General features: G+C 68.0%; 12 protein-coding genes. 4 read left to right on the top strand and 8 right to left on the bottom strand.

What is annotated here, in order from left to right:
• Both ABID97_RS07955 and ABID97_RS07950 read right to left on the bottom strand, forming a co-directional pair.
• Complete coding sequence (locus ABID97_RS07955) at positions 1-996, bottom strand: Bug family tripartite tricarboxylate transporter substrate binding protein (protein WP_354397982.1); 996 nt, start codon at positions 994-996, stop codon at positions 1-3.
• A gap of 51 nt (positions 997-1,047) precedes the next feature.
• Positions 1,048-3,375: an acyl-CoA dehydrogenase family protein gene (locus ABID97_RS07950; RefSeq protein WP_354397981.1), complete on the bottom strand. Its 2,328-nt coding sequence runs from the start codon at positions 3,373-3,375 to the stop codon at positions 1,048-1,050.
• A 105-nt stretch (positions 3,376-3,480) separates the two neighbouring features.
• On the opposite strand from ABID97_RS07950, the gene ABID97_RS07945 reads away from it, so the two are divergent.
• The 3 genes from ABID97_RS07945 to ABID97_RS07935 are packed head-to-tail and all read left to right on the top strand — an operon-like array spanning position 3,481 to position 6,806.
• The gene (locus ABID97_RS07945) at positions 3,481-4,266 is read left to right on the top strand and encodes a citryl-CoA lyase (RefSeq protein ID WP_354397979.1); all 786 of its coding nucleotides are present in this window, start codon (positions 3,481-3,483) and stop codon (positions 4,264-4,266) included.
• Between the two features lie 5 nt (positions 4,267-4,271).
• Positions 4,272-5,435, top strand: coding sequence for an acyl-CoA dehydrogenase family protein (locus ABID97_RS07940; RefSeq protein WP_354397978.1), 1,164 nt, complete (start codon positions 4,272-4,274; stop codon positions 5,433-5,435).
• Positions 5,436-5,444: 9 nt separating this feature from the next.
• Positions 5,445-6,806 (top strand): MmgE/PrpD family protein, encoded by a 1,362-nt coding sequence (locus ABID97_RS07935; RefSeq protein WP_354397977.1) that lies wholly within the window; start codon positions 5,445-5,447, stop codon positions 6,804-6,806.
• 23 nt (positions 6,807-6,829) lie between these two features.
• Here ABID97_RS07935 and ABID97_RS07930 read toward each other — a convergent pair whose 3' ends face one another.
• The 6 genes from ABID97_RS07930 to yaaA all read right to left on the bottom strand — a co-directional run bounded on the left by ABID97_RS07930 (position 6,830) and on the right by yaaA (position 12,250).
• Positions 6,830-7,720 carry a LysR family transcriptional regulator gene (locus ABID97_RS07930; RefSeq protein WP_354397976.1) on the bottom strand — a complete coding sequence of 297 codons (891 nt, stop codon included), beginning with the start codon at positions 7,718-7,720 and terminating at the stop codon, positions 6,830-6,832.
• A gap of 93 nt (positions 7,721-7,813) precedes the next feature.
• On the bottom strand, positions 7,814-8,719 hold the full coding sequence (locus tag ABID97_RS07925) for an SDR family NAD(P)-dependent oxidoreductase (RefSeq protein WP_354397975.1): 906 nt from the start codon (positions 8,717-8,719) through the stop codon (positions 7,814-7,816).
• A 119-nt stretch (positions 8,720-8,838) separates the two neighbouring features.
• On the bottom strand, positions 8,839-9,714 hold the full coding sequence (gene queF, locus ABID97_RS07920; RefSeq protein ID WP_354397974.1) for an NADPH-dependent 7-cyano-7-deazaguanine reductase QueF: 876 nt from the start codon (positions 9,712-9,714) through the stop codon (positions 8,839-8,841).
• On the bottom strand, positions 9,711-10,610 hold the full coding sequence (locus tag ABID97_RS07915) for an alpha/beta fold hydrolase (protein WP_354397973.1): 900 nt from the start codon (positions 10,608-10,610) through the stop codon (positions 9,711-9,713). Before ABID97_RS07915 ends, queF begins: the two co-directional genes overlap by 4 nt.
• A 13-nt stretch (positions 10,611-10,623) precedes the next feature.
• Positions 10,624-11,466 (bottom strand): 2OG-Fe(II) oxygenase, encoded by an 843-nt coding sequence (locus ABID97_RS07910; protein WP_354397972.1) that lies wholly within the window; start codon positions 11,464-11,466, stop codon positions 10,624-10,626.
• Between the two features lies 1 nt (position 11,467).
• The gene (gene yaaA, locus ABID97_RS07905) at positions 11,468-12,250 is read right to left on the bottom strand and encodes a peroxide stress protein YaaA (RefSeq protein ID WP_354397971.1); all 783 of its coding nucleotides are present in this window, start codon (positions 12,248-12,250) and stop codon (positions 11,468-11,470) included.
• Positions 12,251-12,360: 110 nt separating this feature from the next.
• Between yaaA and ABID97_RS07900 the strand changes: the two genes are divergently transcribed.
• Positions 12,361-15,258, top strand: coding sequence for a valine--tRNA ligase (locus ABID97_RS07900; RefSeq protein ID WP_354397970.1), 2,898 nt, complete (start codon positions 12,361-12,363; stop codon positions 15,256-15,258).
• Positions 15,259-15,363 lie beyond the last annotated feature (105 nt).

The following is a 15,363-nucleotide window of genomic DNA, read 5'->3' as shown; positions in this document are numbered from 1 at the left end:
CTATTCCGCCTCGATGCCCTTGGACGCCGTGGCCCAGAGCTTGCGATCGGACTGGCCCTTGGCCGCGAGCAGGTCCGCACCGCCGCTCCAGACCTCGTAGCCCTGCTCGCGCAGCCGGCTGGCAATGTCCTCGCGCGCCAGCGCCTTGTGCGCGGCGGCGTTGATGCGGGCCACCATCGCCGGGTCCATGCGCGCGGGGCCGTAGAGTCCGAACCAGCCGCCCACGTCGTAGCCGGGCACGCCCGATTCGATCATCGTCGGCACCTCGGGCAGCATGCGGTTGCGCTGGCGCGAGGTCACGGCCAGCGCGCGCAGCTTGCCTGACTGGATGAAGGGCCGCGAGGTCGCGATGATGTCGAACATCATCGTCACGGTGCCGCCCATCACGTCGGCCAGCGCGGGCGCACTGCCCTTGTACGGCACATGCGTGAGCTGCACGCCGGTCATCTTCTCCAGCAGCGCGCCGCTCAGGTGGTTGGATGCGCCAATGCCGGCCGAGCCATAGAACACCTTGCCCGGCCGCGCCTTCGCATAGGCCAGCAGTTCGGCCACGCTCTGCACGGGCAGGTCCTTGTTGACCACGAGCACGTTGGTGTAGTCGACCAGCGGCGCAATCGGCACCAGGTCCTTCATCGGATCGAACGGCATCTTGCGCTGGATGTTCGGATTGATGGTGATCGTCGGGCTCGCGCCGAAGAAGAGCAACGCGCCGTCGGGCGCGGCCTTGGCCACCGCGTCGCCGCCCACCGAGCCGCTGGCACCGGGGCGGTTGTCCACGATGACCTGCGTGCCGAGCTCCTGGGCGATAGCGGGCGCGAGCAGGCGCGCGGCGCCGTCGACCGGACCGCCTGCGGAGTAGCCGACCACCAGCTTGATGAGCGGCGGCAGCTGCTGCGATGGCTGCTGTGCCAGGGCGCGCGAAGGCAGCGCCGCACCGAGTGCGCTGGCGGCCAGCGCGGCCATGGCATGGCGCCGTGTGAAGTCGATGGATCGCATGGGTTGTCTCCTGTTGTGTGTTTCTTGCGCCGCTCGCGTCGTTCAAGTCATTCACGTCGGCAGGTCGAGCACCTGCCGCGCGAGGATGTTGCGCTGGATTTCGTTGGTGCCGCCGTAGATCATTGCGGCCGTCGAGCCGATCAACGGGGCCAGCAGGTTGAAGCTCTGGCCGTCGAGCACCTGGTCGCCCGCCACCGCGCCCTGCTCTTCGCCCGCCTCGACCAGCAAGGCGCCGATGCGGTGGTAGGTCTCGCTGGCCCAGATCTTCAGCAGCGACACCGACGCCGGCAGCGGCTTGCCCGCGCGGACGATGTTTGCGAAGCCCGTGTAGGCCGCCGACAGGTCGAGCACATCGAGCCTCAAGGCCGCGAAGCGCTGCGCGAACACCGGGTCGGCAAAAAGGCGCCGCGCCTCGGCCAGCCGCGCCAACTGGCCCAGCGCGTACTGCGACTGCTTGGGGCTGCCGAGAAAGATGCGTTCGAAGCCCAGCAAGGCCTTGGCAATCGTCCAGCCGCCGTGCAGCCGGCCCACCAGGTTTTCGGCGGGCACGCGCACGTTGTCGAAGAACACCTCGCAGAACTCGGGCTCGCCCGCGAGCGTGTGGATCGGCCGCACGGTAACGCCCGGTGTGCGCAGGTCGCACAGCAGGAAGCTGATGCCCTCCTGCTTGCGCGCGGCCTTGTCGGTGCGCACCAGCATGAAGATGTGGTTGGCATCCTGCGCCAGCGTGGTCCAGATCTTCTGGCCGTTGACGATGAAGTGATCGCCCTCGGCATCGCGCCCCGCCACGGCTTCTGTGCGGAGGCCGGCCAGGTCGGAACCCGCGTTGGGTTCCGAATAGCCCTGGCACCACACGTGCTCGCCGCTGAGGATGCGCGGCAGGAAGCGCTGCTGCTGTTCGGGCGTGCCATGCTGGATCAGCAGCGGGCCGATCATCACGATGCCCTGGTCCGGCGCGCGCGCGACGCCATGCTGCTCGAGCTCCTCGATCCATGCAATGAGCTTGTCGGCCGGCAGCCCCATGCCGCCATGCGCCTGGGGCCAGGCCGCCGCGATCCAGCCTTGCCCCGACAGCGTGAGGTACCAATCGCGGATTTCGCTCCAGCGCGCGCGGTGCGAGAGGTAGCGCAGTTGCTGCGGATAGCGCTGCTGCAGGAACGCCCGCACCATGCGCCGGAACTCGGCCTCCGGCATCGCAGCCCAGTCGGCGCTGCGGGGGAACTCGCCTTGCCATTCGGCGGTGCTGCTGCGCACATCAACGACATCCGCGAGCGCGGCATGGCGGCGCTGGTGCGCGGCGGCATTGCCGAGCCACGCCGCAAGGCACAGCGTGCGCTTGTAGTAGAGGCTCAGGTCGCACTCCTGCGTGTAGCCGATGGCGCCGTGCAGTTGCACCGCCGCGCGCGAGGCCTGCAGCGCCGCGGCGGTGCAGCGGGCATTGACGCGGCTGGCCTCGGCCTCGAGCCGCTCGGCGGACAACGCCTGGCCTGCCAGCGCCAGCACCTCGTCGAGCGCGGCCTGCGCCACTTCGAGGTGAATGAACATGTCGACCGCGCGGTGCTGCAGTGCCTGGAAGCTGCCGATGGCTTTGCCGAACTGCGTGCGGGTGCGCAGGTAGGCCAGCGTCTGCGCGAGCATGGACTGGCCCACGCCCAGCAGTTCGGCCGCCTGCAGGACCTGGCCGGCCGCGAGCGCATGGCGCAAGGCTTCCTGCGCAGCCGGGCCTTCGCCCAGCACGGAGTCCGCCGGCAGCGCCACCTGCTCGAAGCGCAGGTTCGCGGCCTGCCCGCCGTCCACCAGCGGCACCAGGGTTTCGCTCACGCCCTCGGAGCCGCGCGGCACCCACAGCAGCACCGCATCGTCGCTGCCGCGCGCCGACACCAGCCATCCACTGGCCGCCGCGCCGGGCAGCACCATGAGCTTTTCTCCCTGCAGCAGCACGCCGCCGGCAGGCCCCGTGCGCGGCTCGCAGCCGCACGACAAGGGCACGGCACTCAGGTCGCCCGCGCTCTCCTGCCAGGCCAGCGCCGGCAGGCTGCGGCCCGCCACCAGGTCCGCCAGCAGCGCCTCCGCACGCGGCGTGCCGAGCCGTGCGAGCAGCAGCGCGCTGAGGCCGGCCACCGCCAGCAAGGGCTCGGGCGCGACATGCTCGCCCGCGGCCCGCAGGATTTGCGCGGCACCCGCGAGGTCCAGGCCCAGGCCGCCTGCGGATTCCGGCGCCAGCATGCCGGTCCAGCCCAGTTCGGCCATGGCGCTCCAGCCCTGCGCCTCGTCGGCGTCGGGCCGCTCCATGCGCTCCCGACGGCGCTGGACTGAACGGCTGCGAACGAAGTAGTCGAGCGCGGCGTCGCGCATGGCGGAAAGTGATTCGATGTCCATCGCCGCAGCGTGACAGAACCCTCTGGCGCGCGGCATTTGCATTTGCCGAAGGGAGGGTTTCGCAAACACAGAACCGCCCCGCGCGAAGCGGCATAGATTCGGCGCATGCCTACCAAGATCAAGAAATCCCTGCACACCGAACTCGGCCACAGCACGCCCGACAAGATCACGGTGCGCGGGCGCGACCTGCCCTCCGAGATCCTCGGCCACCTCAACCTCGGCGACATGGCGTTCCTGGAGCTGACCGGCCGCATCCTCACGCCGCAGGAATCGGTCACCTTCAACGCCATCGTCGTCACGCTGGTCGAGCACGGCGTGACGCCGAGCGCGCTGGCCGCGCGCCTCACCTATGCGGGCGCGCCCGAAGCCTTGCAGGCCGCCGTGGCCGCGGGCCTGTGCGGGCTGGGCAGCGTGTTCGTGGGCAGCACCGAGGGCGCGGCGAAGATGCTCTACGAGGCGATTCCCTTCGGCGAGAAGCCGGCGCGGCCGCTTGCCGAAATGGCGCAGGAGATCGTCGCCGACCACCGTGCGCGCAAGCAGATCGTGCCGGGCCTCGGGCATCCGCTGCACAAGCCCATCGATCCGCGCACGCCGCGGCTGTTCCAGATTGCCGAGGAGAACGGGCTTTCGGGCCACTACGTGGCACTGATGCAGGCGGTGCAGCAGGAGGCCGAGCGGGTCTCGGGCAAGTCGCTGCCCGTCAACGCGACGGGCGCCATCGGCGCGATTGCCGCCGAGTTCGGCTTTCCATGGAAGATCATCCGCGGCCTGGGTGTGATGGCCCGCGCCATCGGCCTGGTGGGCCACCTGCTCGAGGAGATCGACGACCCGATGGCGATCGAGATCTGGCAGCGCGTGGAAAAGGAAGCCGGCGGACCGCGCCAGGATTGAGCCCGATGAACAACAGCAACGACACCCGCTTTGCAGACATCCGCGACGCCGTGCGCGACCTGTGCGCGCAGTTCCCGAACGAATACTTCCGCAAGGTCGACGAGGCGCGCGGCTACCCGGCCGAGTTCGTCGACGCCCTCACCAAGGCCGGCTGGATGGCCGCGCTCATCCCTCAGGAATACGGCGGCTCCGGCCTCGGGCTCACCGAAGCTTCGGTGATCATGGAAGAGATCAACCGCTGCGGTGGCAACTCGGGCGCCTGCCACGGCCAGATGTACAACATGGGCACGCTGCTGCGCCACGGCAGCGAGGCGCAGAAGCGCAACTACCTGCCGCGCATCGCCACCGGCGAACTGCGCCTGCAGTCGATGGGCGTGACCGAGCCCAGCACCGGCACCGACACCACCAAGATCAAGACCACCGCCGTGAAGAAGGGCGACCGCTACGTCGTCAACGGCCAGAAGGTGTGGATCTCGCGCATCCAGCACTCCGACCTGATGATCCTGCTGGCGCGCACCACGCCGCTCGCGGACGTGAAGAAGAAGTCGGAGGGCATGTCGATCTTCATCGTCGACCTGCGCGAAGCCATCGGCCACGGCATGACAGTGCGGCCGATCCTCAACATGGTGAACCACGAGACCAACGAGCTGTTCTTCGAGAACCTCGAGATTCCGGCCGAGAACCTGATCGGCGAGGAAGGCCAGGGCTTCAAGTACATCCTCGACGGACTCAACGCCGAGCGCACGCTGATCGCAGCCGAATGCATCGGCGATGGCCATTGGTTCATCGACAGGGTGACGGCCTACACCAAGGAGCGCGTGGTGTTCGGCCGGCCCATCGGGCAGAACCAGGGCGTGCAGTTTCCGATTGCCGAAGCCTTCATCGAGATCGAGGCCGCGAACCTCATGCGCTACGAAGCCTGCCGCCTGTTCGATGCGCGCGAGCCCTGTGGCGCGCAGGCCAACATGGCGAAGTACCTCGCGGCCAAGGCCAGCTGGGAAGCCGCCAATGCCTGCCTGCAGTTCCATGGCGGCTTCGGCTTTGCGTGCGAATACGACATCGAGCGCAAGTTCCGCGAGACGCGGCTCTACCAGGTGGCACCGATCTCGACCAATCTGATCCTGAGCTACGTGGCGGAGCACATGCTCGGCCTGCCGCGCTCGTTCTGAAGGCCTCTCATGACTTCATCGAATCATCCGAGCCAGACCCTGGCCACCTTTGCAGCCGGGCTGGAGTTCACGGACATTCCCGCCCCCGTGCTGCGCCGCACCGAGGACCTGATGCTCGACTGGCTCGGCTCCGTGCTCGCGGCCCGCACGGCACGGCCGGTGCGCAGCATCGAGCGCTTCGCGCGGACGATGGGGCCCGCCGAGGGGCCGAGCGAAATACTCACCTCGCGCCGCACCAGCTCGCCGGTGTTCGCCGCGCTCGTCAACGCGGCGGCGTCGCACTACGTGGAGCAGGACGACGTGCACAACGGCTCCGTGTTCCATCCCGCCGCCGTGGTCATCGCACCCGCGCTGGCCGTGGCGCAAAGCCTGGGGGCAAGCGGTGCGCAGTTGCTGGCCGCGGTGGTGGCGGGCTACGAAGTCGGCATCCGCGTCGGCGAGTTTCTCGGCCGCTCGCACTACAGGACCTTCCACACCACCGCGACGGCTGGCACGCTGGCGGCTGCGGCCGCGGTGGGCAGCCTCTTGAAGCTCACGCCGCAGCAGATGCTGCACGCCTTCGGCTCGGCCGGCACGCAGTCGGCGGGTGTGTGGGAGTTCCTGCGCGACGCGGCAGATTCGAAGCAGCTGCACTGCGCGCACGCGGCTGCCAGCGGGCTCATGTCCGCCTACCTGGCACAGGACGGGTTCACCGGCGCGGCCAAGGTGCTCGAAGGTGCGCAAGGGCTTGGCGTGGGCATGTCGAGCGATGCCGATCCCGCGAAGCTCACCGACCGCCTCGGCACGCGCTGGGCGCTGGCCGAGACCTCGTTCAAGTACCACGCCTCCTGCCGCCACACGCATCCCGCGGCCGACGCGCTGCTGCAGGTGATGGCGCAGCACGGCCTGAAGCACGGCGACGTGGCGCGCGTGACCACGCATGTGCACCAGGGTGCGATCGACGTGCTCGGCCGCGTCACCGTTCCTGCGACGGTGCACCAGGGCAAGTTTTCCATGGGCACGGTGCTCGGTCTCATCGCGGTGCATGGCCGCGCGGGCCTGGGCGAATTCGACCGCGACTTTCTCGCGCCCGAGGTGGCCGCGTTCCGCGACAAGGTGACGATGGCGCTCGATGCCGAGGTCGACACCGCCTACCCCGCGCGCTGGATCGGCAAGGTCAGCGTGCAGACCCGGGACGGCCGCACGCTGGAAGGCCGCGTCGACGAGCCCAAGGGCGACCCGGGCAACACCCTGAGCCGCGCGGAGATCGAAGACAAGATGCAGCGCCTCGCGCACTACGGCGAAGGCGCCACGGCCGAAGAAGCCCAGGCGCTGTGCCAGCGCATCTGGCAGCTGGCCGACGCACCGCGCGTGGAACGCTGGCTGCCCTGAAGGCAGTTCGACGCAGGCGCCTGCTAGGGCGCGACCAGATGGTCGAACAACTCGCGCGCCGAAGCGGGCAGCTGTTCGCGGTCGCGCGCGATGAGCTTGAGTTCGCGCTCCGCCCACGCATCGCTGAGGGCGACCGTCGAGATCCGCATCGCCATCGACAGCCGCTGCGCCGATGAAGCCGGCAGTACGCCGACACCCACGCCCGCCTCGATCATCAGGCAGATCGCCTCGAAGCTGCTGACCTGGATGCGCGGGTTGAAGCCCCGGCCGGCGAGCTCCGCGCGGCGCTGCAGGAAGCGGTGGATCGCGCTGCCGTGGTGCAGGCCCACGTGCTGCTCGTCGAGCGTGTCGGCAAAGGCCACCGAGGGCGCGCCTGCAAGGTGATGGGCGAGAGGCACCACCAGCACCAGCTGGTTGCGGCCGAAGGGGCGTGCATCGAACTCGCCGGTGTGCACGTCGCCCGCCAGGATGCCGATGTCGGCCTCGCCGTCGGCCACCGCACGCACGATTTCCTCGCTGAGGTATTCGCGCAGGTCCACCTGCACGGCCGGATGCCGGGTGAGAAAACCCGCCAGCTTCTGCGGCAGGTATTCGGTGATGGACGTGGTGTTGGCGAACACGCGCACATGGCCCTTGATGCCTTTGCCGAAGTCCTGCATGTCGCAGCGCAGGTGCTCCATCTGCTGCATCACGCGCTTGGCGTGGTAGAGCACGGCCTGGCCCGCGGCCGTGAGGCTCACGCCTTGCGCGCTGCGGTGCAGCAGCTTGCCCCCCACGGCCTCCTCCATCTGCTTGATGCGCGTGGAGGCGGCCGCGAGCGAGATGCAGGCTTTCTCGGCACCGCGCGTGAGGCTGCGCGCCTCGGCCACGTAGACGAACAGTTTCAGGTCGAACAGGTCGAAATGCAGGTTCACCGGACAAGCGCGCCAGAAAGGAATGAAGCGTGCATTGTCCGGCGAATGGGGCCGGTTGCGCCTGGCGCGGGGTATGGGCTCAGCGGCGCGGCCTCACACCGGGTCCCAGCTGAACACGTCCGCCGAGCGGTCCAGCGGAAAGAAGCTCGCGCGCATGGCGGGCATCGCGTGCTCGGCAATGCTCTCGGGCGTCCAGCCTTCGGAGCGGTGGATGGAGCGCACCGGCCGCGGCTGGCTGATGAGGGAGATCTCGTTGTTGCGCACCGAGAAGATCTGGCCGTTGACCGCGCTGGCCGCCTCGCTCGCCAGGTACACCGCGAGCGGCGCCACCTTGGCGGGCGTCATCTGCTTGATCTTGTCGACGCGGGCGCGCTGCTCGTCGGTGTCGGTGGGAATGGCACCGATCATGCGGCTCCAGGCGAAGGGTGCGATGCAGTTCGAGCGCACGTTGAACTTGAGCATGTCGAGCGCGATCGACTTGGACAGCGCCACGATGCCGAGCTTGGCCGCCGCATAGTTGGCCTGGCCGTAGTTGCCGATGAGGCCCGAGGTCGAGGTCATGTGCACCAGGGCGCCCGAGTTCTGCTCCTTGAAGTGCGTGGCCGCCGCGCGGCTCACGTAGTAGGCGCCGTAGAGGTGCACCTTGATCACGGCGTCCCATTCGTCGACCGACATCTTGTGGAAGAAGCGGTCGCGCAGGATGCCGGCGTTGTTGATCACGGCGTCGATGCGGCCGAAGCTCTGGACCGCGCAGTCGATGATGCGCGCGGCGCTGGCGGCATCGGCCACGCTGTCGGTGTTGGGCACGGCCTGGCCGCCGGCGGCGCGGATCTCGTCGACCACCTGCTGCGCCGGGCCGGCACTGCCGCCCTCGCCGTCGAGCGCGGCGCCGATGTCGTTCACCACCACCTTGGCGCCATGGCTGGCCATGGCCAGCGCGATGTCGCGCCCGATGCCGCCGCCCGCGCCGGTGACGACGACTGTTTTTCCTTCAACCATGTGTGTCTGCTCCGGAAATCCGCCCGCGGTTCACGGGCAGATCCAGAATGCCACAGCAGCGCGGCTGCGAGTTTCTGAATTCCGAAGAGGGGCTTCGGCGGCGCGCGCTCGGCCAGCCGCTATTGCCGCGCGGTGCGGATGTTGGGCGGCAGCGCCTGCGGCCAGCTGGTGCGGAAGGGGTTGATGTCGAGCCCGCCACGCCGCGTGTAGCGCGCATACACCGCAAGCTTGTTGGGCTGGCACTGGCGCCAGATGTCGGTGAACATGCGCTCGACGCAGGGCTCGTGGAACTCGTTGTGATTGCGAAAGCTCACGATGTACGCCAGGAGGCCGGCCTGCTCGATCGCCGGGCCGCTGTAGCGGATCTGCACGCTGCCCCAGTCGGGCTGGCCGGTGACCAGGCAATTGCTCTTGAGCAGGCGGCTGGTGAGCGTCTCGTTCACCGGCGGCTGGGTGGTGTCGCTGGACAACAGTTCGGGCGCGGGCTGGTAGTGGGTGCATTCGATGTCGAGCCGATCGAGGTCGAGGCCGTCGAGTTCGTGCACCGGCTCGCGGTCGAACAGGTCGGGCGCCATCAGCTTCACGCCGATGCCGGCAGACTGGTCGCTGCCGCGCCAGAGCGCCTCGGACAGGTCGGCGCGCAGGCGGTCGCGCACGGCTTCCAGGCTCGCGAAAGCGGTGCTGTTGAAGCTGTTGAGGTACAGCTTGAACGACTTGCTCTCGATGATGTTGGGCGTTTCGCAGGGAATGGTGAAGTGCGCGATGGCCAGCTGCGGCTTGCCGCGCAGGTTGAGCCAGCTCACTTCGAAGGCGGTCCACAGGTCGGCACCGAAGAAGGGCAGCGCATTGCCGGCGATGCCCATGGCCTCGCGCTGGGTGGCGCGCGAAATCGGGAAGAGCAGCGAGGGGTCGTACTTGTCGGCGTAGGCCGAGGCACGGCCCAGTTGCGACTGCTCGGGGGTGTTGGGGTTCTGGGGGTCGTTGTCCAGGCTCATGGCTTGTGGTGTTCCTGCGCCGCGTGCAGGAACGGGGCGATGTGATTGACGAGGATGGCGCACACCTCGGGCGGCAGGTCGTGGCCCATGCCCGGAATGCCGATGAACTTCGCGCCCGGAATGCGCTTGGCGGTGTCCTGCCCGCACGCTGTCGGCACCAGCGCATCGGCTTCGCCGTGCAGCACCAGCGTCGGGCACTTGATGCGCGGCAGCACCTCGGGGCGGCGCGAATCGGCGCCGATGGCGAGCATCTGGCGGAACATGCCGGCCGGGCGGTAGGCGCGGCGCATGCTGAAGGTGAGGCGCTCGGTGAGCTCCTCGGTGCTTTGCGGATAGGCCGGGCTCTGGATGAGCCGCAGCAGCCTGACGCTGTGCGCCACCAGTTCGGCCTCGCCCGCGCCCAAGGGCCGGCGAAGCAGCATGGCGGCGACTTCGCTCCTGGGCCCGGGCAGTCCGCGTGCGCCGCTGGAGCTCATGATGCTCACGAGGCTGGTCACGCGATCGGGCGCATCGGCGGCCAGGTGCTGCGCGATCATGCCGCCCATCGAGGCGCCGACGACATGCGCGTGCTTGATGCCGAGCGCATCGAGCACGCCCAGCGAGTCGCGCGCCATGTCCTGCAGCGTGTAGGCCGAGCGCACCTGCAGGCCAAGCTTCTGGCGGATGCTCTCCCACACGATGTTGCCGGTGCCGGCATGGTCGAAGCCCTGGCTCAGGCCGATGTCGCGGTTGTCATGGCGCACCACGCGAAAGCCCGCATCGACCAGCCGCTGCACGAAGGCTTGCGGCCAGCCGACCAGCTGCATGCCCAGGCCCATGATGAGCAGGACGACGGGACGTCCCTCGCCGCCGGTGTCGTCGACTTCGATCTGCAATCCGTTGGCCGTGACTTTCATCGGTTCCTCGGGGCTATTTGAATTCGCGCTCGCGCAGCCACTTGGTGGCGACCCACTTCTCTCCCGCGAGCACGGGCGCGCCGCCGTGCAGCGTACGGGTGGCGGGGTCGGGCTCGTCGTAGCTGAAGAACACGCCGGTGCCGCGCACGGGTGCCACTTCCAGCCCGACGTCGGGGAAGGTGGTGGCGCCGCCCTGCCCGGGCTCCTGCAGGTACATCACGAGCGTGGCGACGCGCTGGCCGCCGCGCTTGAGGATGGTGGGCGTGCCGGGCTCGCCGGGGTCGAAGTAGTCGTAGTGCGGCCGGTACTGCGCACCGGGCGCATAGCGCAGGATCTGCAGGCCTTCGCCGAACTCCACCGGCCAGCGCAGCAGCACGCCGATGCGCTGCTCCAGGCGCGCGACGATCTCGTTCTCGCCGCGCTCGAAGAACATGCCTTCGCTGGTGCGGTCGACGTTGAGCACCTCTCCGCCGGTGCGCGTCTCGACGGTGAGCGAGCGCGCGAGCCGCACCCGCGCGGCGGCAATCAGGCCTTCGCATTCCTCGGGCGAGAGCAGGTTGCCGAACACCACGACGCGCGGATGCCGCAGGGTGTGCAGCACCTGCACCCGGCGGTCTCCGGCATCGATGTACAGCGGCGCGCCTTCCAGGTCGGGCCCGGGCATGTCGGTGCGCGGCGGCCTGGCAGCCACTTCCACCGGGGGAAAGCCGGCCTCGAGCTGCGCCAGCGCAAGATCGGTGGCCGCGTCCTTCCAGCCGGCGGCGCGCATCGAGGCGCGCAGCGCGGGCACCGAATGCCCCGCCGCGAGCTGCGACACCAGCCATTCCCTCAGTTCGGGACTGATCGCCTGTGACATCTCAAGTCTTCCTCCTGAACACCAGCCGCTCGGCCGTCGACGCCGTGGAATCGAAACCATAACCCTCGAGGTCGAATTTTTCCAGCGCCTTGGGCGTGGCGGCCTTGTGCAGCACCGCCCAGCGCGCGAGCAGGCCGCGGGCGCGCTTGGCGTAGAAGCTCACGATCTTGTACCTGTCGCCCTTCCACTCCTCGAACACGCATTCGACCACGCGGGCCTTGAGCGCCTTGCGATCCACCGACCTGAAGTATTCCTGCGACGCGACATTGACCACCACGGGCGTGCGGTCCGCCGCGAGCCGCTCGTTCAGGTGCGCCGCGATGCGCGAGCCCCAGAAGGCGTACAGGTCCTTGCCGTGGCGGTTGGCAAGCGGCGTGCCCATCTCCAGGCGATAGGGCTGCAGCAGGTCCAGCGGACGCAAGAGGCCATAGAGGCCGCTCAGGATGCATACATGCTCCTGCGCCCAGGCCAGCTGCGCGGGCGTGAGCGAGCGGGCATCGAGGCCGCCGTACACATCGCCGTCGAACGCGAAAGCCGCCTGGCGCGCGTTCTTCGGCGTGCTCTTGCCGGCCCAGGCGTGGTAGCGCGCCACGTTGAGAGCGGAGAGCTTGTCCGACAGGTGCATGAGCTCCGAAATCTGCTGCGGCGACTTCTCGCGCAGCAGCTTGATCAGTTCGACCGAAGGTCCGCGGGGGGATTCGAAATGGGGTTGGGTGGCGGGGATCTCGGCGGGAACGGGGGTGTCGTAGTCGAGCGACTTCGCAGGGGAAAGCAAGAAGAGCATGCCGGAATTATGTGGGGTGGGCCCGCCCCGGGCCGCCCCGGTAAAATCGCTGGCTGTCCCACCCTTGTCTCCACGGCTCCCGCGAAGGAGCCGTCCTGCCTGCATTTCCCATGAGCGAATCCACCACCCCTTCCGCCCAGCCTGGTCTGGACAGCCTGTCCAAATCGTTCGAACCCGCCGCCATCGAGGCGCACTGGGGCCCGGAATGGGAAAAGCGCGGCTATGCCAAGGCCGGCTTCCGCGGCACCCAGCAGCCCAGGGAAGGCGCCGATTCGTTCGCGATCCAGCTGCCGCCGCCCAACGTGACGGGCACGCTGCACATGGGCCACGCGTTCAACCAGACCATCATGGACAGCCTCGCGCGCTACCACCGCATGAAGGGCGACAACACGCTGTGGGTGCCGGGCACCGACCATGCGGGCATCGCCACGCAGATCGTGGTGGAGCGGCAGTTGCAGGAACAGAAGATCAGCCGCCACGACATGGGCCCCACGCCCGCCGAGGCCCGCAAGAACTTTGTCGCCAAGGTGTGGGAGTGGAAGGAAAAGAGCGGCAACACCATCACCGGCCAGATGCGCCGAATGGGCGACACGGTCGACTGGAGCCGCGAATACTTCACCATGGACGACGACCTGTCGAAGGTGGTCACGCAGACCTTCGTCTCACTCTATGAAGAAGGCCTGATCTACCGCGGCAAGCGCCTGGGCAACTGGGACCCCGTGCTCAAGACCTCGGTGAGCGACCTGGAGGTCGAGAGCGAAGAAGAAGACGGCTCGCTCTGGCACATCGCCTATCCGCTGGAAGACGGCAGCGGCACGCTGACCGTGGCGACCACGCGGCCTGAAACCATGCTCGGCGACACGGCCGTGATGGTCCACCCCGAGGATGATCGCTACAAGCACCTCATCGGCCAGCGCGTGAAGCTGCCGCTGGTGGACCGGCTGATCCCGATCATTGCCGATGACTACGTCGACAAGGCGTTCGGCACCGGCGTGGTCAAGGTGACGCCCGCGCATGACTACAACGACTACGCGGTCGGCCAGCGCCACAAGCTCGAGGTGATCGGCATCCTCACGCTGGACGCCACCATCAACGACAACGCGCCCGAGAAATACCGCGGCATGGACCGCTTCGTGGCGCGCAAGGCCATCGTGGCCGACCTCGAAGCGCTTGGCCTCCTGGTCGAGGTGAAGAAGCACAAGCTGATGGTGCCGCGCTGCGCGCGCTCGGGCGCCATCGTCGAGCCGATGCTCACCGACCAGTGGTACGTGGCCATGACCCGCCCCGGCGCCGACGGCACCTCGATCGCGCAGAAGGCCATCGACGTGGTGAAGACCGGCGAGGTGCGCTTCGTGCCCGAGAACTGGGTCAACACCTACAACCACTGGATGGAGAACATCCAGGACTGGACCATCTCGCGCCAGCTCTGGTGGGGCCACCAGATTCCGGCCTGGTACGACGACGAGGGCAATGTCTACGTTGCGCACGACGAGGCCGAGGCCAGGGCCAAGGCGCCGGGCAAGACCCTGCGCCGCGACGAAGACGTGCTCGACACCTGGTATTCGTCGGCGCTGGTGCCCTTCTCGTCGCTCGGCTGGCCCGAGAAGACGCAGGACCTCGCGCTGTACCTGCCCTCGAGCGTGCTGGTGACGGGCTACGACATCATCTTCTTCTGGGTCGCCCGGATGATCATGATGACCAAGCACTTCACCGGCAAGGTGCCGTTCAAAGACGTGTACATCCACGGCTTGGTGCGCGATGCGCAAGGCAAGAAGATGAGCAAGTCCGAAGGCAACGTGCTCGATCCGGTCGACCTGATCGACGGCATCGCGCTGCCCGAACTGCTCGACAAGCGCACGCAGGGCCTGCGCAAGCCCGAGACCGCGCCCGCGGTACGCAAGAACACGCAGAAGGAATTTCCCGAAGGCATTCCGGCCTTCGGCGCCGATGCGCTGCGCTTCACCTTCGCGTCGCTCGCGTCGCTCGGCCGCAGCATCAACTTCGACAGCAAGCGCTGCGAGGGCTACCGCAACTTCTGCAACAAGCTCTGGAACGCCACGCGCTTCGTGCTGATGAACTGCGAGGGGCAGGACTGCGGGCTGCGCGAGCACACCAAGGAAGAGTGCGCGGTCGGCGGACCGGCGCACGGCTACCTCAAGTTCAGCCGCGCCGATTTCTGGATCGCCTCGCAGCTGCAGCGCGTCGAGGCCGAAGTGGCCAAGGGCTTCGAGGAATACCGCCTGGACAACGTGGCCAACGCCATCTACCAGTTCGCCTGGGACGAGTTCTGCGACTGGTACCTCGAGATCGCGAAGGTGCAGATCCAGACCGGCGACGATGCGCAGAAGCGCGCCACGCGCCGCACGCTGATCCGCACGCTCGAAGCACTGTTGCGCCTGGCGCATCCGGTGATTCCGTTCATCACGGAAGAACTCTGGCAGAAGGTGGCGCCCGTGGCCGGACGCGCGGGCGAATCGATCATGGTGGCGGCTTATCCGCAAAGCCAGCCCGCGAAGATCGACGAAGCCGCCGAGGCACACGTGGCGCGCCTGAAGGCACTGGTGGATGCCTGCCGCACGCTGCGCGGCGAGATGAACGTGTCGCCCGCACTGCGCCTGCCGCTCTATGCGTTGGCCGACGATGCCGAAGGCGCTGCGTTCCTGCGCGATGCGGCGCCGGTGCTGCAGGCGCTCGCCAAGCTCAAGGAAGTCAAAGTGTTCGACGACGAGGCCTCATGGTCGGCAGCGGCCGAGGCGGCGCCCGTGGCCGTGGTCGGCACGGCGCGCCTGTGCCTGCACATGGAAATCGACAAGGCGGCCGAGCGCGCGCGCATAGGCAAGGAGATTGCTCGCATCGAAGGCGAGATCCTCAAAGTGAACGGCAAGCTCGGCAACGAGGCCTTCGTCGCCAAGGCACCACCGGCAGTCATCGAACAGGAGCGCAAGCGCCTGGCCGACTTCAGCATCATGTTGGAACGTCTTCGCGACCAGCTTGTGCGCCTTGGCTGACACACAGGGATCGGGGCAAGGTTTAGCATGGCAAAAACGGCCAATCCGCGCCGTTTTTGACTGTAAAACCTTCTTCTTCAACTGATCGAACAGACGCCCAAATTG

This window comes from Variovorax sp. OAS795 (genome assembly GCF_040546685.1).
Classification (GTDB): Bacteria; Pseudomonadota; Gammaproteobacteria; order Burkholderiales; family Burkholderiaceae_C; genus Variovorax.
The sequence above is the reverse complement of the archived record's forward strand: the minus strand, read 5'-3'. Positions and strand labels throughout refer to the sequence as shown.

Bases quoted from the DNA above. Each gene is read 5' to 3' on its own strand.
- ABID97_RS07955 (WP_354397982.1), bottom strand. From the start codon at position 996: ATGCGATCCATCGACTTCACACGGCGCCATGCCATGGCCGCGCTGGCC.
- ABID97_RS07950 (WP_354397981.1), bottom strand. From the start codon at position 3,375: ATGGACATCGAATCACTTTCCGCCATGCGCGACGCCGCGCTCGACTAC.
- ABID97_RS07945 (WP_354397979.1), top strand. From the start codon at position 3,481: ATGCCTACCAAGATCAAGAAATCCCTGCACACCGAACTCGGCCACAGC.
- ABID97_RS07940 (WP_354397978.1), top strand. From the start codon at position 4,272: ATGAACAACAGCAACGACACCCGCTTTGCAGACATCCGCGACGCCGTG.
- ABID97_RS07935 (WP_354397977.1), top strand. From the start codon at position 5,445: ATGACTTCATCGAATCATCCGAGCCAGACCCTGGCCACCTTTGCAGCC.
- ABID97_RS07925 (WP_354397975.1), bottom strand. From the start codon at position 8,719: ATGGTTGAAGGAAAAACAGTCGTCGTCACCGGCGCGGGCGGCGGCATC.
- queF (WP_354397974.1), bottom strand. From the start codon at position 9,714: ATGAGCCTGGACAACGACCCCCAGAACCCCAACACCCCCGAGCAGTCG.
- ABID97_RS07915 (WP_354397973.1), bottom strand. From the start codon at position 10,610: ATGAAAGTCACGGCCAACGGATTGCAGATCGAAGTCGACGACACCGGC.
- ABID97_RS07910 (WP_354397972.1), bottom strand. From the start codon at position 11,466: ATGTCACAGGCGATCAGTCCCGAACTGAGGGAATGGCTGGTGTCGCAG.
- yaaA (WP_354397971.1), bottom strand. From the start codon at position 12,250: ATGCTCTTCTTGCTTTCCCCTGCGAAGTCGCTCGACTACGACACCCCC.
- ABID97_RS07900 (WP_354397970.1), top strand. From the start codon at position 12,361: ATGAGCGAATCCACCACCCCTTCCGCCCAGCCTGGTCTGGACAGCCTG.